Origin of the sequence: Streptomyces sp. TSRI0281 (genome assembly GCF_001905125.1) — a bacterium.
Taxonomy (GTDB): Bacteria; Actinomycetota; Actinomycetes; order Streptomycetales; family Streptomycetaceae; genus Streptomyces.
Map to the genome: position 1 here is coordinate 21,065 of NZ_LWLE01000025.1, position 21,974 is coordinate 43,038.

Here is a 21,974-nt window from a genome sequence, read left to right on the forward strand (position 1 = left end):
GAGCCCGCACCAGTTCGGCAAGTTGGTGGCCTCGGTGCGACGTCAGGGAGTTGACGCTGCATGCCGGGGTCCGGCCTCGGGGCACATCGATACGGCGGCTATCGGTGAGAACGATCATGGCCGTCCAGCACAGTGATCTACTTCGCCGCTGGGGTTCGATGAAACGCCTCCGGGCCCGCAACCGTGTGAACCTGGACAAGATGATCACGCACTGGCCGGACATGCTGAAGGTGGCCGGTTCCCTGGTCACCAACCAGGTCCGCGCCAACGACCTGCTGCGCATGTTCGGCCGCGACGGCCGCCCTACCCCGCTCGGGGCAGCGTTCGCGGAGTACGGGAGGATCGCGAAGACCGAGCACCTGCTGCGCGTGGTCGACCGGGTGGACGACACCTGGCGCAGGCAGATGAACCGGCAGCTCACCGTGCAGGAGTCCCGGCACAAGCCGGCCCGGGACGTGTGCCACGGCAAGCGCGGCACCATCCACCAGCCGTACCGCGACGGCATGGAGGACCGGCTCGGCGCGCTCGGCCTGGTCCTCCATGCCATCGTGCTCTGGACCACGAAGTACATCGACGCCGCCGTCGTCCAGTTCCAAGCCGAGGGCCACGGAATCCGCGATGAGGACATCGCCCGGCTCTCCCCGCTCAAGCACAAGAACCTGAACCTGCTCGGTCGCTACAGCTTCACCACCAGCGTTCCGACTGCCGGCGCCCTGCGCCCGCTACGCGACCCGGACTCACCCGGGCTGGACGAGGACGACGGCGTGCAGGACTGACGCGACGGTCCGCCAGCCTTCGGTTCAGCGACCGGCGGCAGCCGGGACGGTCCGCGCGGACCGGGGTGTCGTGCCGGCCCAGGCGCAGGTGACTGCGGCCTTCTGGACGGCTGCCGGATGTGTCAATGCGGATCATCGGCTCCGGTCGCGGTGGGCGGCGACGCGGACGCGGGTTCCGCAGCGGGTCGAGCAATAGCGCTGCGGGGTGCGGCGGCCCGTGTCGATGAAGTAGCGGCCGCATCCAGGGGCGGCGCAGCAGCCCCAGGCGCAGTGGCCGCGTTCACTGAGCCAGAGGGCCAGGGCAAGGGCGGCGGTGGACAGCAGCCAGCAAGCCGGCTGTGCGTCGTGGGGGGCCGCCGCGCGGAGGGACCAGCGGCGTTCGGGAACGCGCTCCAGGCGGGGCCGGGCGGGGTACTGGTCGAGCAGGGCGTTGATCGCTTCGGCGGCGCCGTCCTCGTCGTCAAGGTCCAGGATTTCGGCGATGGCCGCCGCTGCCTCCCGCATCTCCATCGCGGTGGTCTCGGTCAGCCGCAGCGGCGGGCCCCCGTGCGCCTCCACGACGGCCTCCAGCCCCGCTGGCGTGGCGCCGGTCCCGTCCTGCACCGCGTTGACCAGGTCGGCCAAGAAATACAGGCCGCGCGGATTGCCATCGGTAAACCGCTGGTCCATGGTTCGCCCCCGTGTCAGTTGACAGCACCTCTCCATCATCACCCCTTCATGGTAACGTCTAAATTTATGTTAGCCGTTGCCGAGGTGGTCATACCCACTCGAAGGAGCCCCCATGACCGAATCGCACACGCCCGTACTGGTCGTCGGGGGCGGACCCGTCGGGCTGGCCCTGTCCTGCTTGCTCTCGGATCAGGGCGTGGACCACGTGCTGATCGAGTCCCACCCCGGCACCTCCCGCCACCCCAAGGCCCGGGGCGTCTCGGCCCGGTCCATGGAGATCTTCCGGCGGCTCGGGCTTGAGAAGGAGGTCCGCGCGGTGGGGCTGCCGGCCGAGCAGGTCCAGTTCTACCGGGGCCGCGACCTCGTCGACCCCGACTACGTCCGCAACGGTCTCGCCCAGGAGCCCGGCGAGGGCCCGGAGCACACGCCGTCGCCCGGCCTCATCTGCTCCCAGGACGCCCTGGAGCCGTTGCTGCTGCGCCACGCCATGGAACTGGCCGGCGCCCGTATCCGGTTCGCCGCCCGTCTGGTCTCCTTCGAGGACGACGGCCTCGGCGTACGTGCCGTCGTCGAGGACCGGGCCACGGGCCGTCTGGACCACCTGCGGGCGGACTGGCTCGTCGGCTGCGACGGCGCCGTGAGCACCGTCCGCGCCGGAGCCGGGATCGCGATGGAGGGCCCCGTCGGCCTGGGGCGCTATCTCAGCGTCCGCTTCGAAGCGCCCATGGGAGAGGTCGTCGCCGACCGCGCCAGCGCCTCGTACTTCCTCACCGTCCCCGGCCGGGGCGGGTTCATGGCCGTCGACAACGACCGTCACTGGATCTACCAGTACCCCCTCGGAACCGACGCCGCGACGGACCCGGCGGACAACGCGCTCCTGGCCGACCTCGTCCGTACGGCCGCGGGCATCCCTGACCTGGACGTGACCGTCCACGACACGATGACCTGGCGCATGGACGCACAGATCGCCGCCTCCTACCGCCGCTCCCGCGTCCTGCTGGCAGGCGACGCCGCCCACGTCGTCCCGCCGACCGGCGGACACGGCATGAACACCGGCATCGGCGACGCCGACAACCTGGCCTGGAAACTCGGCGCCGTTGCCGCCGGATACGCCGGCGAAGCCCTCCTGGACACCTACGAGGCCGAGCGGCGCCCCATCGCCCGCCAGATCATCGACATCTCCACGGCCAACGCGACGAACCGCGCCGGCTACCGCATCGACGACGAACTCCTCCTGACCGCCACCTACCGCTCCACCGCCGTCATCCCCGACCCGGAGCACACCGGCGAACACGGGGTTCTGGACCCGTCCGGGTACAGGCCCGGCTGCCGGCCGGGAGAACGCACACCCCACGTACGCCTCACCCCGGGGCCCTCGGGCATCACCTCCACCCTCGACCTCGTCGGCCCGGGCCTCACCCTGCTCACAGCCGACGAGGACCCCCGGTGGCAGACGCAGGCCGAAGCCGTACGGCAAGCCGGGGTCCCCCTCGCCCTCCGGGCCGTACGCACCGCCGGACAGCGGGAAGCCGAACCCGGGCAGTGGGCACGCCTCCTCGGCGCCGACCACGCGGACACCGCACTCCTGGTACGCCCCGACGGACACATCGCCTGGCGCGGCGCCCTCCCGGCGGACCCGACAACCCTTCCGGCCCTCGTACGACGCATACTCGCGGAACAGTGACTCCCGCCGAAAGACTCAGTCGACCCATCTGTCGGCAAACGATCGTTTGACGGCCGGGCGACGTCGTGCATATCTCTGAGATGTTCCGCCTCGTCCGGGGCACCGGCCACATTCTCGACGTGCTCGACGTCCTCCACCGCAGCCAGGTGGCGCTGCGCACCCACGACGGCGCGTTCTCCGCGATGGACCTCACCGCTCGCCACCCCCGCACCGGCGAGCTGCTGTTCACCGTGAAGTTCATGGTGCTGACCCTCGCCACCGCCGACGAACTCCAGCGAGACCTCCCGCGCGAGCTGACATACGACGGGCTGCGCGCCGCCGAGGCCAGCAAGGGCGGGCGCCGCCCCGCCGTGGCGGCCACGAAGACCGGCAGGGTGTTCTACCGCGGCGAGCGAGTGGTCCTGGTCCGGAACGGCCTGTGCGCCCCCTGGAGCCGGGCGATGCGGGCCTGGGCCGCCGAACAGGACTGACTCCACCTGGAACGATTGCCCGCCTACGCTCCCGAGCTGAACCTGGTGGCACTGCTGTGGTCTTCCCTCAAGAAGCGTGAACTCGCCAACCTCGCCGGCGACCGCCTCGCCGATGTCGCCGACGTCACCGAGCAAGACAGCCACCGCATCAACGCCGACCCCCGACTGCGCGGGTCATTCCTCGCCTGTACGAACCTGACCATCCAACCACCAAACCCACTGAACTTACGAAAAGAACAGCAATCGGGTTCTGGTGCACATTTCATGACGAGCGCTGTGAGTGACGACCGGCATCTGACCGGCAGTGAACCGGGCCTCAGGTTGCCGGTCTCCGGCATGACGGTCCGTCGTCATCCGCATGTACCGTACACCTGTCGAGCAGTGCCTGCGTCGGAGGAACGGATGTACCTTGTCCCCTTGCTGCTGGGCCTCGGGATGGCGCTCGTCGGGCTCGCGCTGGCGACGGACCACCGAGATATCGCCAAGCGGGCCGTGGACACGTATCTCAACCCGGCCCACGCCGACGCCAACCTCCTACGGACTTTCAGCCGACTGGGATTCGAGCATCCAGGGATGGACTTCCTCCACTACGCCGGACGCCAGAGGCGGCTCGTACGAGTCTGGGGTGGGTTTCTCGTCGCTTTCGGGCTCGTGTTCCTGGCCGCGGGCGTCGTGCTCCTTCTCCGCACCTGACCGCGGCTCCGCAGACTTCGGAACCCGCGTGGAAGGCCCCGGCGCACTCTGCGGCAGAGTCCCATCTCCCGTAGCCGCATCACGGAATGTGAGCCACAGCCGTAACTCGCTGACAAGGCCACCGAGGCATACGCCTGGCTCACGCATCCCAACAACACGCACTGATCGAGGCAGCACAGACGCCCGTCACCCCACCAGGGGCGACGGGCGTCGTCACGCTCAGACGGCCCTCAGGACGCGTACCGGGTCACCTTCGTCACCCTGCACGTCACCTTCCCATCCACCTGTGCCAGACCCTGCGCCGTTTCCTTCGCCAGCTGGTCCGGAGCCAGATTGTTCGTCGCCGCGGTTCCCTCACCGAGTCGGGTTCCGTCCTTGTCCAGGAACTCGACCTGCACGATGTAGTTCGACTGCTTCGACGACTGGTTCGTGATCTCCAGCTTGGCTGCCGGCCACTGCGTCGCGCCGTTCACCTCGCACTCGGTGATCTTGACGTCGCCCTCGGGGCCAGCATCGTCCTTCTCCTTGGGCGCGTCCTCCTTCGGCGCGTCATCTTTCCTCTCCGCAGCCTTTGTGGGCGGGGCCGTCACTTCGAGGATCCCGCCCTCGTCGCTACCGGAGTCCGTGCCACCCACCACCGCTCCGACGATGCCCAGCATGATGACGAGGACCACGATGCCGAGGCATGAGAAGCCCACGATCATCCCCGTGCTCTTCCTCTTCGGCTGCTGGGGCTGCTGCTGGCCCCACCCTGGCTGCTGCCCCCACTGGGGCTGCTGGGGCTGCTGGCCGGGCTGTTGCGGATACGACATGGGTCCCCCATGAAATGGTCAGTGTGAGGGGACACCGTACGACCCGCCCGGAATGCCTGCACTCAGAAGGGGGCAGATCGTGACGGAACCGTGAACGATCACCACACTTCCAAGTCGTCCCCGCCAGGGGCGACGGACATCGTCAGGGCGCCTGCCGGATCACCTTCGTCACCCGGCACTCAACATTCCCCTCCACCCTGTCCAGCGATTTCGCTTCCCCCGCAACCTCCTGACCAGGGGACACCTTGATCGACTCCGACACTGCCTCGGTCAGACGGTCCCCCAACGGGTCAACGAACGCAACGGTGACGGTGTAGACGCCGTTCTTGGTGGTCCCGTTCGTGATCAGGAAGTCCGCGGTATGCCACCCCGTCCGCTCGTTCACCCCACACCCGGCGATCTTCACGTCGGCTTCGGCACCCGCGGGCTTCGACTCCTCGGACCCGCTCCCGCCGTCCGAGCCGCACCCAGTGGCACTCAGCAGCACCAGCAGACCCGCCGCCACGATCTTCCCTGTGTTACTCCTCTTCAGCGGCTGCTGAAGCGACATGTATCCCCCCACATAGCGGTCGGTGTGAAGGGGACACCGTACGACCGAATGGAATGCCTGCACCCGGAAAACCGGCAGATCGTGACGGACCCGCATGCTGTCACCACACGTCGGGTCCGCCCCCGCACCAGTCGATCAGCCCGGCGCAGGAACTCCGTCACGTCTCGCACCGACATCGCCAGCCCGAGGATCTCGCCGTCCACGCGCACCTGCCGGCCGTGCCCGTACTGCCAGGGCTCACTTACCGCGTACACCCCCGAGTGGCGACCCGGCCGCCACGACCATCGAGTCGTGGAGTCAAGAGCAGGTGCACCGCGGCTGCACTGCTGAACGCACGAGGGTCGCCGAGAGTGTTTCGGAGCTGAACTTGTCGGGCTGCACGTGGCGTCGAGCGCCGCGAACCAGTAGGTGTGACGGACAGTCGAGGGTCGGACCTACCCGACGGCCCCATGCAGACAGGTGGAGAGAGCATCAGCAGCTCAGGGCTGGGATGACCAGTCAACTCTCCCCAGCTTCAGACATTGACGCCTTGGTGATGAGCCCCATAAATCACCGTCTCAACTCGAATTTTCCCTTGGTAGTGCTCTGACCGTATAGGTTCACCGGTTTGGGTATCTCCGGCCCTGCACCCGCTCAGGAGGCGGTTGTTGTTGCCCAGGTTCGGAACAGGGTGAGGGCCTCGGTGAGGTTTCCGGGACCGCACGCGGCGTGGAAGGTCTTCTCAGCTATCCAGGTGCGGACCCAGTCCTGCGTGCCGCGGTTGACCTCCTGGAGGTTGTAGTCGCGTCCTTCCAGGTCCGTCTCCGCCAAATCGATCTCGATGGTCCAGCCGGGATTGTCGAGCGTGGCAATCTTCACGCCCCACTCGTGCTCCCAGTCGCCGTCGCACTGCTGCGTGTACCAGTTCTGCAGCCAGTCGAGAAGGGGCTCCGAATCGCTCATGGCAGGAGATGCTAGTACTGCAACGGTCTTTGGCCTGATGGGTGGGCAGTTTCGGGTGGTGTGTGGCCGCGTTGTTTGTAGTGGCTGAGGCGGGCTTGGTGTTGTCGTCTGCGGCGCCAGTGTGACCAGTGCAGGACGTGGTCGATGGGTGCGGGGCGGCGGTGGGTGAGGCGGTGGATCAGGCGTCGTAGTTCGGGGAGGGTGAGGGGTATGAGCTGGGAGGATCCGTTTCTGCTTTGTCGGTGTCGAGTGCGCGGGCTCGCAGGACGGTGAGGCAGGCGTGGGCGGCCATGGCGAGGGTGATGTGGCGGTGCCAGCCGGGGTAGCGGCGGACTTGGTAGTCGTCCAGGCCGCATTCCTGCTTGGCGGTCTGGAAGGCGCTGTCACGTTGTTGAGTGTGTGAGTGTCTGATGGCGTGTCGGGTGTGGTGGGGCCGGGTTCCGGTCCTGTGCTCAGGCCGCGGTGGGCAGGGCGGTGGCGCCGGTGGCCTGGTCCCAGATGGTGAAGCGGATGGTCATCTCGGCGCGGTAGTGGGATGTGGTCATCAGGTGGCGGCGGGGCCGGAAGTGGGGTGAGATGCCGCTGAACGCGGCCAGGAACCGCTGGGCTGCGCCGACGCTGCGGAAGCCCTTCATCGCGCGTTCGCGTTGCCGGGTCGGCTGGTGGCTGTTCCGGCCCGGTTGTTGAGGCCTTTTGTGGGAGCGGTGTTCCACGGAGGGCATGACCTCGCGGTGGGCCGCGCCGTAGGAGCGGAGCTTGTCCGTGATGATCACCCGCGGCACGGCCCCGATTCCTTTGAGGAGCCTGCGGAAGAAGCGCCTGGCCGCAGCCTTGTCCCTTCGGCCCTGGACCAGGATGTCGAGCACGGTGCCGTCGGCGTCGACGGCCCGCCACAGGTACTTCCGCTCCCCGTTGATCTTCACGAACACCTCGTCCAGATGCCATTTATCCCCCGGCCGCGGCCGGCGGCGGCGCAGTCCGTTCGCATAGGCCTGCCCGAACTTCATACACCAGCGGCGGACGGTCTCGTGGGAGAGGATCACACCGCGCTGGAGCATCAGCTCCTCCACCTCACGGAACGACAGCGGGAAGCGGAAGTACAGCCACACGCAATGGGAGATCACCTCGACCGGGTACCGGTGTCCCCTGTACGACGGCGGCGCTGACGACACGAGCGAACCCCTCCCCGGCACGACCAACTCCAAGATCATCCCACCCGGTCAACCAACGTGACAGTGCCCTCGTGGACCTTGACGATGACCTCGTCGATCCTGGGCCGCAAGTAGGTGCCGGTCGTGGTGATGCGCCGGTGGCGCATCACCTGCTGGGCGTCGACCAGGGTGATGCCCGGGTCCTCGATCAGGCGCAGACACAGGGTGTGCCGCAGGTCGTGCAGCGTGATGTTCGCCCCGATCCGGGCGTTGATCCGGTTCAGCACCGCCGCAGGGCGGTGTAGGGCAGCAGGCGCGTCGGTCCGCGCAGGGTCCACCACACCGGCTCGTCCGAGGCAGGCCGGTGGCCGTCCTGGGCCAGCTCGCCAAGGTAGAGCGCCAGCCAGGCGAAGGCTTCCGGGGAGGCCGGGCATGCTTCCTTTTCCCCGCCCAGGCCCTTGGTCTGCACGTAGATCCGGCCCTCGTCCCGGTGGACGTCGCCGATCGTCATCCCCAGCATCTCGGCGGCCCGCGCGCCGCTGGACAAGAACATGGAGAACAGTGCGCGATTCCGATGGCAGCCCAGCGAGGTGAACAGGTCCTCGACGACATCGTCGGGGACTGCGCGGGGCTCGCGGTCGACCTGCTTCTACCGGTAGGCGCCCCGGCGGTGCAGCCGGAACGGCTCGAGCGGGTTGTGATGCGCCTCCAGCCGTCGCACGTCACGCGACTGTGGTGGCACCGGGGAGACCAGCGGCCCCTGTCCGGTCTGCAGATGATGATCGTAGAACGCCGCCAGCACCGATACCGCGTGGTTGATGGTTGCCGGGGCATAGCCCGACTTCAGGTACGGCTTGCCGGTGCGCGCGTTCAGCGACCCCGGCGCGGGTGCGTCCGGGAGGCTCCGGTCCCGCGCCGGGTTGTGGCACGTCCGCAGCCACAGGACGAAGTCGCGTACGTCCACGCGCTTCGCGCGGCTCCATTCGACGTCCACTGCGGCGAGGAACCGGAACCAGCGCAGCAGGTCAAAGGCATAGGACCGGCAGGAAGCCGGGGTGTTGCCGCAGGCAAGCAGTTCTCGCAGGAACTCGCCTGCCGGTGAGATCGGCCGCCCCGCACCATCGAGCACCACCCAGGGAAGCGTCGCGGCAGTGGTCGCCTCCACACTGCCCACTCGCGCCACCACCAGGCCCGACATCTCGCGTTCGGGTATCGCCACATCGTGATCCATCGCATCTCCGTCTCATTGGGCACATCCCCAACGGAGACTCCTCACGCTCACCAAGCCGACACGCAGGACACGCCGATAGTGCGGTCAACGGGTCGATGGACCGCCTTGCCCGAGTAGGACAGGCGGAGAGAGAGACCCTTGCCCGCGACGCCGACACCGCAGCCGAGGTCCTGACCCAGCACCTCACCCAGACCGCGGCCGGACTGACCGACTGCTCGCACCACGAACCCACGAACCCACGAACGAAGCCTGATGCGCCCTGTTCGGCCTGGCCGCACGACCGCACGTGAACACCGAAACCGGAGCCACAGCCGGCAGGAGGAAGGGGTCCTCGACCAGCTCAACAGTCTTCTTCATCGGCAAGTCCGCAGACAGGAAGGCCGCGAGGAGGAACCAACCCCGTGTGTCATCGACTCCCAGAGCATCAAGACCTCCACCAATGTCCCCGCTTCCGAGCAGGGCATTGATGCCGGAAAGAAGATCGTGGGCCGCAAGCGGAGCATCTTCATCGACACCGTCGGTCTGCTACTGACGGTTCCGGTCACCGCGGCCGGCGTGCAGGACTCCATCGCCGGCCGGACCCTCACCGACAGGGTCGCCGTCGACCATCCCACCGTCCGCAAGACCTGGGTCGACGGCGGCTACCGCCAGCACCTCGTCGAGCACGCCGCCACCCTCGACATCGAGATGCACATCGTCCGCCGCGACCCCACCACCAGAGGATTTACCGTCCTGTCACAACAATGGACCGTCGGGAGAACGCTGGGCCGGCTCATGAACCACCGCCGCCTCGCACTCGACTACGAAACCCACCCACACCGCTCCGAAGCCATGATCCACCTCGCAATGATCAACCTCATGACCCGCAGATCCATTGCGGAATCCGCCCCGAGCCGGTGCGGAACCTGAACCACTCCCAAGCAGGCAATCCGGGATGAAACAACAGGGTGAAACGCCCTCCAAGCCGGTCGATCCAGTAGATGACGGACAGGTGGCCGACGGACGCGATGCGCACGTCCTCGCCCTCGATGGTCCGTCCGGGCGCGAGAACCCGGCGCCACGCGATGTCGGCGGCTGCACGGAATGCGGACGATCGGGTCATTGTCCCCATGGGGGATCCGCTGCGGCGTCGATCTGCTCCGCGTCCGTGGGGGGCTCCTCGTGCCTTCTCCGCACCGGGCCACGGGGGCGATCTTCCATGCTTCCACCCGCCACAGGTACGCCGATCGACGCCTCGCCTCAACTCCCTTCCTTGAGTCTGCCTTTCGGGAACGGTCCGGGTGAGCGGACGCTGGTGCCGTCCGCTCACCCGGCAGGGACACGGCCGGTCTCACGACCCGGACGAGGCGCTGATATCCCGAAACTCCGCCCGGGCGTCCTCGGTGTAGGCACCCATGCTGCCCGAGGTGTACGGCCGTTCCCGGTCGGTGAAATCGGCCACTTCGCGGCCGTCCACCGCCACCGTCATCCGCGCACCGCGCTGCCGGATCCGGACCTCTGACCAGTCGCCGACCGGGAAGTGGGGCATACCGGTGGCGAGGAACCGCTGTCCGCCTCGGTATTCGGGGTCCCGTTTGCCCAGTTCCCAGCCATTGGGCTTGAGCGCCAGATAGTAGAAGTGCTCCGGGTCGTCGTAGGACCAGACCAGCCAGGCCACCTCCCACGGGTTGGGGTCGGGCTCGCGCAACTGCTCGGCGGTACGTATCCGGGCGCGGTAGTCCAGCACGCCGTACCGGGTTGTGGAGATGACCAGACAGGCATGGGTACGGTCTTGTTCACGGGCCGTGCGCGGAGTGAGCGTCAGCTCGTCCACCGTGCCGGTATTGGCGCCGTAGCCGTGGAAGACGGACTGCCAGGGGCCGTACACCATGCCGTCCTGCCAGGACTCGACCGAGTCGGTACCGTGCCCCTCTTCCCGGAGCAGTGCCGTGACCAGGCCGGTGCTCACCACAACAAGGACGGCCAGCAGCAGCCCGCCGGTCCGGCGGTAGGAGCGCCACAACATGCGCAAACGGTACCGCCGGACCATCCATGCCGCGTGGGCCGTCCGGGGCCGGTACGCGGTCATCCCGCCCCGTGTTCGTCGTCGCCCGGTGCCTCGTGCCTGCCGTCGGTGGGCGTCCTCTGCCCGTGGATGACGGCCGGGGTGCCGCCGAAGTCGCTGGTGAGGCGGGCCACGATGCGGTCGGCCGCGTGTCCGTCGCCGAACGGGTTGGCGACCGCCGACATCCGTCGGTACTCCTCCGGGTCGTCCAGCAGCCGCACGGCGGCGGCCAGGATCTCCTCCGGATCGGTGCCCACCAGCCGGGCCGCCCCCGCCTCCACCGCCTCCGGCCGTTCGGTGGTGGACCGCAGCACCAGCGCCGGCTTGCCCAGGCTCGGGGCCTCCTCCTGGAGCCCGCCGGAATCGGTCATCACCAGGTCGCAGGCGGCGAGAGTGGCGGCGAAGTCCAGATAGTCCAGCGGGTCCACCACCGAGATCCCGGGGTGACCCTCCAGTGCCGGCAGCAGGGCCTCCCGTACCGCCGGACTGCGGTGCAGCGGGAGCACGATCTCCACATCTCCCCGGTCGGCCAGCCGCCGGAGCGCCGCACCCATGGAGCGCATCCGGTCACCCTGGTTCTCCCGGCGGTGCAGGGTGAGGAGCACCCGTCGCCCATCGGTGCGGAAGGCGCTCCGCCCGGCGCCCCGCCCCAGCACCCACAGCAGGTTGTCGACGACCGTGTTGCCGGTGGTGATCACCTGTCCGTCGGGTACGCCCTCGGCCCGCAGATGGCCGGCGGACCGCGCGGTGGGGGCGAAGTGCCAGTTCGCGAGGCGGCCGATCAGTCGGCGGTTCAGCTCCTCGGGGAAGGGATTGTCCGGGATACCGGTGCGCAGCCCCGCCTCGACATGGGCCACCGGGATGTGTTCGTAGAAGGCGGCGAGAGCGCCGCAGAGCGCCGTGGTGGTGTCGCCCTGGACCACCACCAGATCGGGCCGTTCGGTCCGGATGACCGTGCCCAGGCCCTCCATCAGGCGGGCGGTCAGCTCGGAGAGCCGCTGCCGGTCCCGCATCACCGCCAGGTCGGTCTTGACCCCCACTTCGAGCAGGCCGAGCATCTGTTGCAGCATTTCCCGGTGCTGGCCGGTGGTCACCACCATCGGCTGGAAGAGCGGGGAGGCGGACATCGCCCGGCTGACCGGGGCCAGTTTGATTGCCTCCGGGCGGGTGCCGAGTACCAGCATGGCGCGCACCGTGCCGGGTGGAGCGGCGGAGCGCTCCGGGGCGTCCCCGGCCGGGCGCGGCGCGGACGCGTTGTCCACGGGTGATAACAGCGGGTTCTCCGATGAGGACATGGCTCTCCCTTGACGAGACAAACGGAAGGAGCAGGAGCGGTTCGTCGGGCGGCACCGGCGGCGCATACGACACCGGCGTACGGGCCGGCCGGCGGCGGTACGGACGGGCCGCACCGCGGTGCGGTCGCGCGGATGGTACGGGTGGGGCCCCGAGCGGCGTGGATGGTACGCGAGTGGTGCGGGTGAAACCTTGAACCGACGGGTCAGCTGCGGGCTGTCTTCAGCCAGGTTCGCTTGCCGGTGACGGTCCGCCAGAGTCCCATCCAGCCTGCGGCGAACCAGATATAGCCATAGATGATGAAGACATGCCCGAGCAGTACCGCCTGGATCGCGGTGAGCGACCGCTCGCGCACCCGGTACACGAAGCCGTAGATCCAGGCCGAGGTGAACGAGAGCAGATACGGGCCGAGGAACCACATGACGGAGACGAGCGGACGGCCCGCCCTGATCGATCCGGCGACCGTGCCGAGGAGCGCGACCAGGAACGAGAGCGGCAGGAGCGAGGTGAGCAGGATCAGTACCGGGCTGGACAGATGGTAGATCAGGTCCATCGCCGCCCGGCCCCCGACGTCGCGCAGTATCAGCGGGGTCAGGTTGGCCGACTGGAGATGTCCCTGGAACCAGCGTGACCGCTGGCGGATCAGTCGGCGCACTTCGAGGACGGCCTGCTGGGAGACGGCCGCCGTGGTGCAGTGCTGGTTGGTCCAGCCACGGGCGATCAGCCGGACCCCCAGGTCCAGATCCTCGGTGAGACTGTCGCTCCACGGATTCTCGCCCAGGGTGTCGAGCGCGGACAGGCGCATGAACTGGCCGTTGCCGCCCATGCCCACGCTGCCGATGAAACGGCGGGCGCTCTGGAACACATCGCCGTAGACGACGAACTCCATGTCCTGGAGCCGGGCCAGCAGCCCTTCCCGCCGGTTGTACATCCGGACACCGATCTGGGTTGCCCCGGTCGCCGGATCGTTGAAGAACGGGTCGACGGCGTCGATCACATGCCCGTCCAGCCGGCCGTCCGCGTCCACGACGCAGAGGATCACATCGTTCGGGTTTCGGCCCTGGAGAAGCGGTGACGCCCGCAGCAGTCGTACGCCGTCATTGAGCGCGGCGCCCTTCCCGCGCCGGGCGTTCGGCAGATAGCGCTGATGGAGCCAGACCCGCTGGGGATCGGCGGCCCGCGCGATATCGGCCGTTCGGTCGTCGGAGGCGTCGTCGATGACCAGGGCGACACATTTCTCGGCCGGCAGAGCGGTGATCCGCGCAAGGCTCTCAGCCAGCACTATCTCCTCATTGAGGCAGGCCAGAAGGAAAACATAGAATCTTTGTTCGCCCACGTCAGGTCGGTGCGGCACCTTGCGACGGGAGAGCAGGAACAGGCTGAAATTGTAGGTGCCGGCCAACACGATCAACGCAATGCTGGCCCATATCAGGGACTCAACGATCACGATCCGTTCTCCGCGGCCCAACCCCGGCGCCCAGCGGCGGCGGCATCGGTCACGGAGGGCCTGACACGTAATCGCAAACGCGCCACGAACAGGCCGAGAACAACCAGAAGATACAAGAGGAATCCCGCCCCCGCGGTCGCCTGCAAAGCACTGGCCACCGGACTCCCGGGTATCTCCTCCATGGACGCGGCCAGCCCCACCAAGGGCAGCGCTGACCCCAACGCAGACCTACCGTACATCGGTCCCCCCCACCTTCAGCTCTGCGCAGGAGTGGTTGGCACGTCCCCAAACGGAACCGGCCCCTGCGCGCTTACGGAAAGTACCAGAAGCGGCCCCGCAAGTGGTTCTTCGGCGGAAAACCTGGACCTTGATCTTTCACCGGAGTCCCCATTGACATCCGAAGGGAATGGAGCGAACAATCCCGGCTGTTGAGCTTCGCAATCCGCTTGTGGAATTCCATGAAGGACCGAGCCATGGCTCTTGTGTCGCGAATCAGCCATGTCTCTTTCTCCTTCCCGGCGCTCAGTTCCACGTCATGCGGCGCGGTACCCAAATCGAGGGGGTAAACAAATGAGACAACCCAGGAGAAGGCCACAGCCGACCTGGCTGGCTTTGATCGCCCTGGCCGTCGCCGCCCTGCTGGGGGGCAGTCTGCTGGCACCGGCGGCCGTCGCCGGCGGCCGGGGGGACGGCGACCACCATGCGGTGACTCAGGAATCACCCATCGGCGTTCAGGCCAAGGACCTGAAGGGCTGGGCCGCGGCACAGCGGTCCGGTGACGCCGAACGGCGGGCGGAGAAGGGCACGAAGAAGCGCGCGGGCAAACTGTTACCGCGGCTGACCAGGGCAATCGGGCCGAAGGCGCGCAACGCACCGGCCGCTCCCGACCCCGGCCAGGCAAAGACGCTGGTCCTGTACGACAACGCGGGCCCGTTCGGACACCTCGGCGAGCTGTACGCGATGGGCGTGGCCAACCTCGGAGGCCGGTTCGGCACCGTGACCGCCAAGCCGGTCCAGAACTACGTACCGGGTGAGCTGGAGACCTTCGACGCCACCGTCTACGTGGGCTCCACCTACTACGGCGAAGACATACCGGACGCGGTGCCGCAGGATCTCTATCTGGACATCCTGCTCTCCGAGCGGCCGGTGATCTGGATGGGCGAGAACATCTGGAACATGGCCAACTCGATCAGCCTGCAGGAGTTCGAGTACAAGTACGGCTGGGACCCGACGTCCTCGTTCTACGAAACCGGCGGCAGCGTAGGCGATATCACCAAGGTCGAGTACAGGGGCCAGACACTGACCCGGAAGATCCCGGCCGGGCAGGACGCGGGCGTGCTCCACCCCGTCATCAGCACCAGCACGGACGCCCCGCCGGTGACCGAGCTCGCCACGGCAGTGGACACCGCGGGTGCCACCGAGACGACCTTCCCTTGGGCGATCCGCTCGGCCAACCTGACCTACCTCGGCGAGATCCCCTTCACCTTCGTCTCGGAGACCGACCGGATCATCGCCTTCCAGGACCTGCTCTTCGACGCGCTGGCACCGGCGACGGCCGAGCAGCACCGTGCCCTGGTGCGCCTGGAGGACATCTCCCCGATGTCCAACGCCACCCAGCTCCGTTCGATCGCCGACTATCTGAAGTCGCAGAACATCCAGTACGGCATCAATGTCATCCCGGTGTACACCGATCCCAAGGGCGTGCAGAACAACGGTGTGGCGCGCACGGTACGGCTCGCGCAGCGGCCCGCGCTGGTGAACACGCTGAAGTACATGCTCGCCAACGGGGCCGTGCTGATGGACCACGGCTACACCCATCAGTACGGCAACCTGGACAACCCGTACAACGGACTCAGCGCCAGTGACTTCGAGTTCTTCCGGGCCCATGTGGACGCCAACGACTTCGTGGTCTACGACGGGCCGGTGGCGGAGGACTCCACCACCTGGGCACAGGGCCGGATCACCTCCGCCCTCAACGAATTCGCCGCGGTCGGCCTGCCCAAGCCCAAGCTGTGGACCACCCCGCACTACGCGGCCTCGGACACCGACTACAAGGTGTTCGCGCAGAACTTCGACGCACGGCTGGAGCGTTCGCTGTACTTCGCCGGGACGCTGACCGGCGCGCCGGTCGACAGCACCCGCTACCTGGGCCAGTTCTTCCCGTACCCGGTCACCGATGTCTACGGCACCAAGGTGCTCCCGGAGAACATCGGCAGCTATGAGCCGCTGGCCTCCAACAACAACCCGCCCCGGCTGACCGAGGACCTGATCAAGAGCGCCAAGGCCAACCTGGCGGTACGGGACGGCTTCGCCAGCTTCTACTACCACCCGACCCACCCGGTGGCTCCGTTGAAGGAGATCGTGGACGGCTTTACGGCGCTCGGCTACACCTTCGTCAACCCCGAGAGTCTGCTCTGACCCACCCTGTCCCAAAGCACCGTCCCCGCCGTTACCGGTCCGCCTCGCGCGGGCCGGGAACGGCGCACGTCCTGCGGGCTGCGGCCCGGGAAAGGCCCCTCCCCTGATGCGAACACCGCGGCGGACGACGGTGGTGGCGACGGCCGCCGCCCTCGCGATACTGAGCGGATGCACGACCGGCGGCGGGGACGGCCCGCGCCCCCCGCGCTCCGGTGACCGGATACGCGGAATCACCCTGCCCGCGTGGGACGTCGACGACTACGGCCGGCCGGAGGCCCGGCGCTATCTGCGGCAGATCGCCCGCACCGGCGCCCGATGGGTGGTCTTCACCCCCACCTGGTACCAGGACGGGACGGACCGGTCCGCCATGCACACCACCGCGGAGACGGCGAGCGACCGCAGTCTGCGCCGGATCATCGCCCTGGCCCACGAGGCTGGACTGAAGGTGCTGCTCAAACCGCATGTGGATCTGACCGGGGGCGGGGACCGCGCGGCGATCCGCCCGGCGGACCCGGACGCCTGGTTCACCGCGTACCAGCGGTTCATCACCCATTACGCCGCACTGGCGGCGGAGTCGGGGGTGGCACAGTTCGCCGTCGGCACCGAATTGGCCGGCACCTCCGGCGACCGGCCCCGCTGGACCCGGGTGATCACGGCGGTGCGCGAGGTCTACCGGGGCACCCTGACCTACGCCGCCAACTACGACGAATACCACCGGATCCCGTTCTGGAACTCGCTCGACCTGATCGGCATCGACGCGTACTGGCCACTGGCCGAATCCGCCACGGCCGATCCCGCGCGGCTGGCCAAGGGCTGGAAACCGATCGTCACCGAACTCACCGCGTTCGCGGCCCGGCACCAGCGCCGCATCCTCTTCACCGAGGCGGGCTATACGAGCCAGCACGGCACCGCCGCGGAACCGTACTCCTGGACGATCAGCGAACGCGCCGGGGCGGAGGAACAGTCGGCGGCCTATCAGGCTCTGCTCACCGCCTTCGACGGCAAGAACTGGTGGGCCGGGGTCTGCTGGTGGATGTGGGACGACTGGCCGGAGAGCGGGGAGACCGCGCGGGAGCTCGCGTACACACCTCGCGGGAAGCCGGCGGAGAAGGTGCTGCGGCGGTGGTGGCGGAAGTGAGCGGACGGTCGGCGGGTGTATACGGGGCGGGGCGGCCGACAACCGTGTACCGCACCGGTCGCCGGCCGCCGCCCCGCCGAGATCATCTGGTGTCCGGCAGTGGATCGGGGCGGCCTTCGACACCCTCGAAGGCCGACTCGGCCTGGAACAGCAAAGTGGCTCGGACACGCTCATTCAGACGAACCGTAGTCGACTCGGTTCGTTGGGCCCACAACCCGACCGCAAAGCCGAAGAGCACCCGCAAAGCCGAAGAGCACCCGCCGAGCAGGACGGCCGGCGAAGCAGAATGCGTCTGCTCTGCCACCGCCCGCCGGCCCCTAATCGGGTTGTGCCAGCGCTTCGTCCCAGACATTGCCGCCATCTGCCCAGGTCCACAGCCATTGGCGCAGCGATGGCGCCGCATATCGCAGGCCGTCATGAGGGTCCTGGCCCCAGTCCGGTTCCCAGCCGTCGGCATCCCAGAGCAGGACCGGGTGATCAACCGCTATCAGTGAGACGTACCACTCCATGGTGCAGCCGCCGCCCGTCAAGAAGAACCACGACGCCGACGCCCCCCACTCCGTCCGCTTGGCGTGGAGGGCCGTCGCGCAAGGCCAGTCCGCCGGATGCCAATGTGGAACACGGCGCGGCGTCAGCGACGCGAGGCCGCCGTCCGGCCCGAACCCTCCGTCGCCGACCTCGGTGTAGATGCGGCGGAGCAATTCGGGCAGGGGATACCCGACGCTGTGTTCAGCGAGATCCACTTCTGTCTTTGTGAGAGGCGGGAAGGGCTGATCCGGGAGAAGGCCAGGAGAGGGAGGCACACTCTCCTGGCCCCACGCGAGGGCGTGCAGTCTCTCCACAAGTGCGTCGTCGTCCGCAGCAATGCGGTGCGCGGCGTCGGTCACGAGCCGGGACTGTAGTACGTGCTCTCCCTGGTCAGCCTGCCGGGCTATGTGAGACGCGTGTCAGCATGTCCTGGGGCAACAGTCGAAGGTTGGAGTCGGCCTGCCTTCGGATCGTCTCCCGCCTCGCAGCGTCTGCGGAGAATACGGGTGGCGGCCTCTACAGCTGAGGCTTCTGCCCCCACGAGGACCGCTCGTTCTTGACGCCGCTGCATGCCAGCAGCTCGGTCCCGGTGGCGTCGAAGTACAGGGTGAAGAACCAAGATCGGTTTACTGCGACGATGTTGCCGGTACGCAGTTGCTCGTCGCGGTGCCGAGCGCGGAGGATCTCAACGGTCTCGTCAGGGCCGAGGGTCGTCAGGCCGATCTTCAACGACCGTTTCAGCCTTGTCGCAGCGATGCCGAGGACCATCCACTGTGGCGGCTGTCCGTCGTAGAGGCATTACCTCGCCGCCGGCGGCGATGGCGTCGCGTGCTGCCTTGCAGGCACTGGTCTGGCCTTTGAGCATCGCGGTGATGTCGGGCTGACTTGGGTTCTCGTCCTCGGTGGCCATGCGGCGACTGTAGGGAGCGAACGCGGGCGTTGCTACGGGATTCAGCGTGGCCTGCGCGGGGCAGTTGGGCCCTGGGGAGCCATCAGGACCGCCTACCCAGCGGAGGGTGTCCGTCGAAGACGATGCTGCTTCGCGCTGATGGCCGCAGCCTGAGTGCGGCATCGTTCCAGCCCTGCGGTCACCTCTTCATGGTCCGGGCGATCCTGGCGGGCCAGGAGTTCGCCAGCCGCGGTCATGGCGGCCCAAAAGTCGGGTGGTGAGCCGCGCCCGTCCCGGAACCGGGTATTGGCGAAGCAGAGGAAGATCTTCGTGAGCTCCCCGGTGCGAAACCACGCGAGCAGGCCGCCGGGATAGCCTCCACGGGCACCAGCGGCGGTTCCCAAGAGGTCGCGGATGCGCTCCTCGTGTTCCTCAAGTACTCGGTCCACGAGGAAAACGTGCGCAAACCTGAGAACGAAGGCGAGGCCCTCCTCCTCACCCACCGCGAAGTCTGAGAAGAGTGGCTCGACCTCGCGGAGCCGGGCTTCGGCGTCAGTCCGGGGCACACCCAGGGCCAAGCACACGGCCAACACACAGATACCCCAGTTGCCGGTTCTCGCGGCCAGCTCGGCGAAGACCTCCTCGTCGCTTTGCCCGGCGGCGAGCATCTCCTGCGCCTCCAGATCCAGCGCGCCCTCGTCCTCCCCATGACTCATGGCGAGAGGCTACCGCGAGGTGCGATGGCTGAGCCGGCCGCGATCCCCTCGCCCACCGAGGCAGCACGAAGCTTCCCAGCCAGCGGGGTGTGAAGCGCAGCAGAGCCGGATTGCGGCCCTATTCCGCACACTCGAATATCCGAAGCTACCGATACTGCTGGAGCACATCGGCTCCAAGGGGCTTCGCGGAGTTGAGGGCGGCCGGGATGAAAGGCATGTGCTTGACCGGCCTTCTCTGCACCAACAGCACGATTCGACTCCGCTAGTTCTTATGTGGTGAACGTGGCCGGGGCCGCTGGACCTCCAGGACAACTGCCTTGCCTGCCACGGATCGGTCCTCGTGCATGGTGATCACCTGGCCGGGCTGAAGGTGCTGCCACTGCGAATGGTCCAGGGGCGCGAGTCGTACCGAAGCTTGTCCACCGGGCTTCAGGAAGGGCGTGAACTCCACCCAGAGCCGGGCAATGTTGAAAGCCGGTTCGCCGGTCGCTGTCCGGTTGCCGATGTTCCACATCGGTCGCAGGACACCGGCGCCGGAGATGGGCGTCTTTCGTCGGGCTTCGGTGGCCGGGCGGAGGGTGAGGTCGGCTCGGAGAATCCCGTGGCGAGTCTCATGGCCGCGCCAGTGGCACCAGGCCGCGCTCTTCTCCAGTCTCATCTGCGGCAGCGATGGCCAGGGTTTCCCAGAAGCTGAGCGGAAGCGGGTGGACGTCACCGAGTTCTTCCAGCAGATCGAGGGCCACTTCCCACTCGTCGTGAGCGAGGTACTCCCAGACGTCGCTCACCGTGATGTCGTTCTCAGTGGCGATCTTCTCAGGAACCAGCAGGGAAGCGGCTTTCAGTAGCTTGGGGACGTCCATGCGTTGAGTCTGGACCACGGTCTCCTGGCCTCGGCAGGAGGTGCCCAATGACCTCCATCGAACAGATCGCGACGCCGGCGACCTTCGGGGCGGTGTGGGCGGCTCTCTCCGTCGGTCACAACCTCGCGGACCACGTGATCGGGCAGCAGGCCGCAGCCGTGCGCCGCGCCGTCGAGCTGCTTGGTTGGTCCTGACCGGCAGTGGTCAGTTCGCGAAGAACCCGCAGCGCCGATACTCCACCTCGCCGAAACCCACCACCACACCACACCCCCACCAGCCTTACCACCGGTCCCCAACCCCGAGCCGCCCCCGGCTCCGATGCAACGTCCGCCTGTTAGGCCTCGTACGACAGTCGTTCCCCACCCGGGAGCGGAAGCGTCGTGGTGCACGGGCGATTCGCCTCGTCCCCTTCGTATGCCACGACGACTCCCCGGACGCCCGTCGGCACGACCGCCGTGCACAGGCTCGCCAGCCCCACCTCGTCCAAGGGGACCGTGCCGAGGTGCCGCCCGTCCGCGGTGAAGGTCACCCGGCCGCGGGGCGCCGGCCCGCCGGGCCCGGTGCGGGCGATCCGTACTGTCAGAGTCGTCGGCGCGAGGCCATCGGTGCGGGCGCGGTAGCAGGCGGCGCCCGCCGGATCGGCGGTCAGGGTGCCGTCGCGGGCGACGCGAAAGCCGGTGCACACGCCGTACGTGGTGTGCGGCTGATAGCCCTTCGCCGGGACGAGGACGGCGTTCAGTTCGCGCGGCGCGCGGGGCGCCTGGTCCGGCCGGCCGTCGAGGCCTGCGAGTCCGAGCAGATCGCTGTCGGCGTCGGCCGCGGACAGCACCACCGGGAACCCGCCCACGACGAGGGTGTCCGTGCCGCGTCCGGTCAGGAACGCGTCGCAGGACGAGTCGTAGTCGACCGTCCCGTCGGGGTGGACCGTGTACGAGAAGTCGGCCGGAACGCCAGGGCCCGCGTGGAAGACGTACCCGTCGGCCGGCAGCAGTGTGAGCCGGTGCACGGTGGCCGGGGACAAGAAGGTCCCCGCGGCGGCGTCCGGCAGCAGGCCGTGGGAGAGGCCGCGCCCGTCGACGGTGACGGTGCGGCCCCGGACCGTCAGAGTGTTCCCGGCGGCCTCGGCGAGCCCGTCCGCGCCCGGCGCGAGCCGGACGCTTCCGGCGGTGGTGACGGAGAAGTCGAGGCCCCCGTCGGCGGTGCCCGCATCGACCCGCAGTCGGTACCCCGAGGCGGGCAGCAGACGCAGCTCGTGCGTCCGGTCCGGCGCCAGTGGAGCCGCTCCCGGCAGGTCGGGAGCGAGCGGATGGTCCAGGCTCCGCGCGTCGACGAGGACCGGCAGCCCGCGCACGGTCAGCCGCCGGCTGCCGCGACCGGTGAGGAAAGCGTCGTACGGGGCGGCGAAGTCCAGGGTGCCGTCCGCGCGGACGTCGAAGGCGACGGTTGCGGTGATGCCGTCGCCGAGCCGCAGCCGGTAGCCCGTGCCGACGGGCAGCTCCACCGCGGGCGGCGGATCGGCAGCCCCGTCGACGAGACCGCCCCGGGCCCCGCCGCAGGCCCCGTACTCCGCGCCGTCGCGGGCTCCGGAGACGGCGACGAGGGAAAACGTCAACTGCGAGGTGTCGATGGCGATGGCCGGCATCGGTGCTCCCGGGGAGACGGA

The 21,974-nt window shown here is 68.2% G+C and carries 24 protein-coding genes and 2 pseudogenes; 8 read left to right on the forward strand and 18 right to left on the reverse strand.

Going from position 1 to position 21,974, the window contains the following annotated elements:
• The first annotated feature begins 104 nt into the window (after positions 1 to 104).
• Positions 105 to 776 carry a Tn3 family transposase gene (locus A6A29_RS28145; protein WP_385732940.1) on the forward strand — a complete coding sequence of 224 codons (672 nt, stop codon included), beginning with the start codon at positions 105 to 107 and terminating at the stop codon, positions 774 to 776.
• A gap of 132 nt (positions 777 to 908) precedes the next feature.
• Here A6A29_RS28145 and A6A29_RS28150 read toward each other — a convergent pair whose 3' ends face one another.
• Positions 909 to 1,445 (reverse strand): CGNR zinc finger domain-containing protein, encoded by a 537-nt coding sequence (locus A6A29_RS28150; protein WP_073724093.1) that lies wholly within the window; start codon positions 1,443 to 1,445, stop codon positions 909 to 911.
• A 112-nt stretch (positions 1,446 to 1,557) separates the two neighbouring features.
• Between A6A29_RS28150 and A6A29_RS28155 the strand changes: the two genes are divergently transcribed.
• The 3 genes from A6A29_RS28155 to A6A29_RS47050 all read left to right on the forward strand — a co-directional run bounded on the left by A6A29_RS28155 (position 1,558) and on the right by A6A29_RS47050 (position 4,292).
• The gene (locus A6A29_RS28155) at positions 1,558 to 3,129 is read left to right on the forward strand and encodes an FAD-dependent monooxygenase (RefSeq protein WP_073724095.1); all 1,572 of its coding nucleotides are present in this window, start codon (positions 1,558 to 1,560) and stop codon (positions 3,127 to 3,129) included.
• 65 nt (positions 3,130 to 3,194) lie between these two features.
• A complete protein-coding gene (locus tag A6A29_RS45965; RefSeq protein WP_241838689.1) occupies positions 3,195 to 3,599 on the forward strand; it encodes a recombinase family protein in 405 nt (134 codons plus the stop codon).
• A gap of 15 nt (positions 3,600 to 3,614) precedes the next feature.
• On the forward strand, positions 3,615 to 4,292 hold the full coding sequence (locus A6A29_RS47050) for a transposase (protein WP_241838690.1): 678 nt from the start codon (positions 3,615 to 3,617) through the stop codon (positions 4,290 to 4,292).
• 230 nt (positions 4,293 to 4,522) lie between these two features.
• Here A6A29_RS47050 and A6A29_RS45470 read toward each other — a convergent pair whose 3' ends face one another.
• The 8 genes and pseudogenes from A6A29_RS45470 to A6A29_RS28205 all read right to left on the reverse strand — a co-directional run bounded on the left by A6A29_RS45470 (position 4,523) and on the right by A6A29_RS28205 (position 8,978).
• Positions 4,523 to 5,104, reverse strand: a complete 582-nt coding sequence (locus tag A6A29_RS45470) for an FxLYD domain-containing protein (RefSeq protein WP_158074480.1) — start codon at positions 5,102 to 5,104, stop codon at positions 4,523 to 4,525.
• Between the two features lie 142 nt (positions 5,105 to 5,246).
• The gene (locus tag A6A29_RS28170; RefSeq protein ID WP_073724099.1) at positions 5,247 to 5,654 is read right to left on the reverse strand and encodes a hypothetical protein; all 408 of its coding nucleotides are present in this window, start codon (positions 5,652 to 5,654) and stop codon (positions 5,247 to 5,249) included.
• Positions 5,655 to 6,287: 633 nt separating this feature from the next.
• Positions 6,288 to 6,596 carry an immunity 53 family protein gene (locus A6A29_RS28175; RefSeq protein WP_073724101.1) on the reverse strand — a complete coding sequence of 103 codons (309 nt, stop codon included), beginning with the start codon at positions 6,594 to 6,596 and terminating at the stop codon, positions 6,288 to 6,290.
• Positions 6,597 to 6,774: 178 nt separating this feature from the next.
• Positions 6,775 to 6,981: pseudogene (locus tag A6A29_RS28185) on the reverse strand (IS701 family transposase); the annotation flags it as partial.
• A 67-nt stretch (positions 6,982 to 7,048) separates the two neighbouring features.
• A complete protein-coding gene (locus A6A29_RS28190) occupies positions 7,049 to 7,807 on the reverse strand; it encodes an IS6 family transposase (RefSeq protein ID WP_073724103.1) in 759 nt (252 codons plus the stop codon).
• A complete protein-coding gene (locus A6A29_RS45475) occupies positions 7,804 to 8,034 on the reverse strand; it encodes a tyrosine-type recombinase/integrase (RefSeq protein ID WP_073724105.1) in 231 nt (76 codons plus the stop codon). Before A6A29_RS45475 ends, A6A29_RS28190 begins: the two co-directional genes overlap by 4 nt.
• A complete protein-coding gene (locus A6A29_RS28200; RefSeq protein ID WP_073724107.1) occupies positions 8,028 to 8,300 on the reverse strand; it encodes a site-specific integrase in 273 nt (90 codons plus the stop codon). The genes A6A29_RS45475 and A6A29_RS28200 overlap by 7 nt, the downstream gene beginning before the upstream one ends.
• A gap of 96 nt (positions 8,301 to 8,396) precedes the next feature.
• On the reverse strand, positions 8,397 to 8,978 hold the full coding sequence (locus A6A29_RS28205; RefSeq protein ID WP_073724109.1) for a site-specific integrase: 582 nt from the start codon (positions 8,976 to 8,978) through the stop codon (positions 8,397 to 8,399).
• A 315-nt stretch (positions 8,979 to 9,293) separates the two neighbouring features.
• Between A6A29_RS28205 and A6A29_RS28215 the strand changes: the two are divergent.
• Positions 9,294 to 9,887 (forward strand): annotated as a pseudogene (locus tag A6A29_RS28215) (transposase); the annotation flags it as partial.
• 421 nt (positions 9,888 to 10,308) lie between these two features.
• Here the strand turns inward: A6A29_RS28215 and A6A29_RS28220 are convergent.
• The 3 genes from A6A29_RS28220 to A6A29_RS28230 all read right to left on the reverse strand — a co-directional run bounded on the left by A6A29_RS28220 (position 10,309) and on the right by A6A29_RS28230 (position 13,762).
• Entirely contained in the window at positions 10,309 to 10,983 is a 675-nt protein-coding gene (locus A6A29_RS28220) for a family 16 glycoside hydrolase (protein WP_073724232.1), read from the reverse strand.
• 59 nt (positions 10,984 to 11,042) lie between these two features.
• On the reverse strand, positions 11,043 to 12,317 hold the full coding sequence (gene wecB, locus A6A29_RS28225) for a non-hydrolyzing UDP-N-acetylglucosamine 2-epimerase (protein ID WP_241838692.1): 1,275 nt from the start codon (positions 12,315 to 12,317) through the stop codon (positions 11,043 to 11,045).
• A 203-nt stretch (positions 12,318 to 12,520) separates the two neighbouring features.
• Positions 12,521 to 13,762: a glycosyltransferase family 2 protein gene (locus tag A6A29_RS28230; RefSeq protein WP_073724114.1), complete on the reverse strand. Its 1,242-nt coding sequence runs from the start codon at positions 13,760 to 13,762 to the stop codon at positions 12,521 to 12,523.
• Between the two features lie 570 nt (positions 13,763 to 14,332).
• On the opposite strand from A6A29_RS28230, the gene A6A29_RS28240 reads away from it, so the two are divergent.
• Both A6A29_RS28240 and A6A29_RS28245 read left to right on the forward strand, forming a co-directional pair.
• A complete protein-coding gene (locus A6A29_RS28240) occupies positions 14,333 to 16,180 on the forward strand; it encodes a DUF2334 domain-containing protein (RefSeq protein WP_073724118.1) in 1,848 nt (615 codons plus the stop codon).
• Between the two features lie 106 nt (positions 16,181 to 16,286).
• Positions 16,287 to 17,318, forward strand: coding sequence for a glycoside hydrolase family 113 (locus A6A29_RS28245; protein ID WP_073724120.1), 1,032 nt, complete (start codon positions 16,287 to 16,289; stop codon positions 17,316 to 17,318).
• A gap of 317 nt (positions 17,319 to 17,635) precedes the next feature.
• On the opposite strand, the gene A6A29_RS28250 is transcribed toward A6A29_RS28245, so the two are convergent.
• The 5 genes from A6A29_RS28250 to A6A29_RS48240 form a co-directional block, all read right to left on the reverse strand.
• On the reverse strand, positions 17,636 to 18,061 hold the full coding sequence (locus tag A6A29_RS28250; protein WP_241838694.1) for a hypothetical protein: 426 nt from the start codon (positions 18,059 to 18,061) through the stop codon (positions 17,636 to 17,638).
• Positions 18,062 to 18,362: 301 nt separating this feature from the next.
• A complete protein-coding gene (locus tag A6A29_RS47055; RefSeq protein ID WP_241838695.1) occupies positions 18,363 to 18,575 on the reverse strand; it encodes a hypothetical protein in 213 nt (70 codons plus the stop codon).
• Positions 18,544 to 18,756, reverse strand: coding sequence for a hypothetical protein (locus A6A29_RS47060; protein ID WP_241838696.1), 213 nt, complete (start codon positions 18,754 to 18,756; stop codon positions 18,544 to 18,546). The genes A6A29_RS47055 and A6A29_RS47060 overlap by 32 nt, the downstream gene beginning before the upstream one ends.
• A gap of 92 nt (positions 18,757 to 18,848) precedes the next feature.
• Positions 18,849 to 19,451 (reverse strand): hypothetical protein, encoded by a 603-nt coding sequence (locus A6A29_RS28260; protein ID WP_073724124.1) that lies wholly within the window; start codon positions 19,449 to 19,451, stop codon positions 18,849 to 18,851.
• Between the two features lie 611 nt (positions 19,452 to 20,062).
• Complete coding sequence (locus A6A29_RS48240; protein WP_385732296.1) at positions 20,063 to 20,311, reverse strand: hypothetical protein; 249 nt, start codon at positions 20,309 to 20,311, stop codon at positions 20,063 to 20,065.
• Positions 20,312 to 20,358: 47 nt separating this feature from the next.
• Here A6A29_RS48240 and A6A29_RS45975 point away from each other — a divergent pair, with 47 nt between their 5' ends.
• A complete protein-coding gene (locus A6A29_RS45975; RefSeq protein WP_198953322.1) occupies positions 20,359 to 20,505 on the forward strand; it encodes a hypothetical protein in 147 nt (48 codons plus the stop codon).
• A 140-nt stretch (positions 20,506 to 20,645) separates the two neighbouring features.
• On the opposite strand, the gene A6A29_RS28270 is transcribed toward A6A29_RS45975, so the two are convergent.
• On the reverse strand, positions 20,646 to 21,953 hold the full coding sequence (locus tag A6A29_RS28270; RefSeq protein WP_073724126.1) for an Ig-like domain-containing protein: 1,308 nt from the start codon (positions 21,951 to 21,953) through the stop codon (positions 20,646 to 20,648).
• Positions 21,954 to 21,974 lie beyond the last annotated feature (21 nt).

Excerpts from the sequence above, each read along its gene's own strand:
- A6A29_RS28150 (WP_073724093.1), bottom strand. The coding sequence starts at position 1,445 with ATGGACCAGCGGTTTACCGATGGCAATCCGCGCGGCCTGTATTTCTTG.
- A6A29_RS28155 (WP_073724095.1), top strand. The coding sequence starts at position 1,558 with ATGACCGAATCGCACACGCCCGTACTGGTCGTCGGGGGCGGACCCGTC.
- A6A29_RS45470 (WP_158074480.1), bottom strand. The coding sequence starts at position 5,104 with ATGTCGTATCCGCAACAGCCCGGCCAGCAGCCCCAGCAGCCCCAGTGG.
- A6A29_RS28170 (WP_073724099.1), bottom strand. The coding sequence starts at position 5,654 with ATGTCGCTTCAGCAGCCGCTGAAGAGGAGTAACACAGGGAAGATCGTG.
- A6A29_RS28175 (WP_073724101.1), bottom strand. The coding sequence starts at position 6,596 with ATGAGCGATTCGGAGCCCCTTCTCGACTGGCTGCAGAACTGGTACACG.
- A6A29_RS28190 (WP_073724103.1), bottom strand. The coding sequence starts at position 7,807 with ATGATCTTGGAGTTGGTCGTGCCGGGGAGGGGTTCGCTCGTGTCGTCA.
- A6A29_RS28200 (WP_073724107.1), bottom strand. The coding sequence starts at position 8,300 with ATGTTCTTGTCCAGCGGCGCGCGGGCCGCCGAGATGCTGGGGATGACG.
- A6A29_RS28205 (WP_073724109.1), bottom strand. The coding sequence starts at position 8,978 with ATGGATCACGATGTGGCGATACCCGAACGCGAGATGTCGGGCCTGGTG.
- A6A29_RS28220 (WP_073724232.1), bottom strand. The coding sequence starts at position 10,983 with ATGTTGTGGCGCTCCTACCGCCGGACCGGCGGGCTGCTGCTGGCCGTC.
- wecB (WP_241838692.1), bottom strand. The coding sequence starts at position 12,317 with ATGTCCTCATCGGAGAACCCGCTGTTATCACCCGTGGACAACGCGTCC.
- A6A29_RS28240 (WP_073724118.1), top strand. The coding sequence starts at position 14,333 with ATGAGACAACCCAGGAGAAGGCCACAGCCGACCTGGCTGGCTTTGATC.
- A6A29_RS28245 (WP_073724120.1), top strand. The coding sequence starts at position 16,287 with ATGCGAACACCGCGGCGGACGACGGTGGTGGCGACGGCCGCCGCCCTC.
- A6A29_RS47060 (WP_241838696.1), bottom strand. The coding sequence starts at position 18,756 with ATGGCCACCGAGGACGAGAACCCAAGTCAGCCCGACATCACCGCGATG.
- A6A29_RS28260 (WP_073724124.1), bottom strand. The coding sequence starts at position 19,451 with ATGAGTCATGGGGAGGACGAGGGCGCGCTGGATCTGGAGGCGCAGGAG.
- A6A29_RS48240 (WP_385732296.1), bottom strand. The coding sequence starts at position 20,311 with ATGGACGTCCCCAAGCTACTGAAAGCCGCTTCCCTGCTGGTTCCTGAG.
- A6A29_RS45975 (WP_198953322.1), top strand. The coding sequence starts at position 20,359 with ATGACCTCCATCGAACAGATCGCGACGCCGGCGACCTTCGGGGCGGTG.
- A6A29_RS28270 (WP_073724126.1), bottom strand. The coding sequence starts at position 21,953 with ATGCCGGCCATCGCCATCGACACCTCGCAGTTGACGTTTTCCCTCGTC.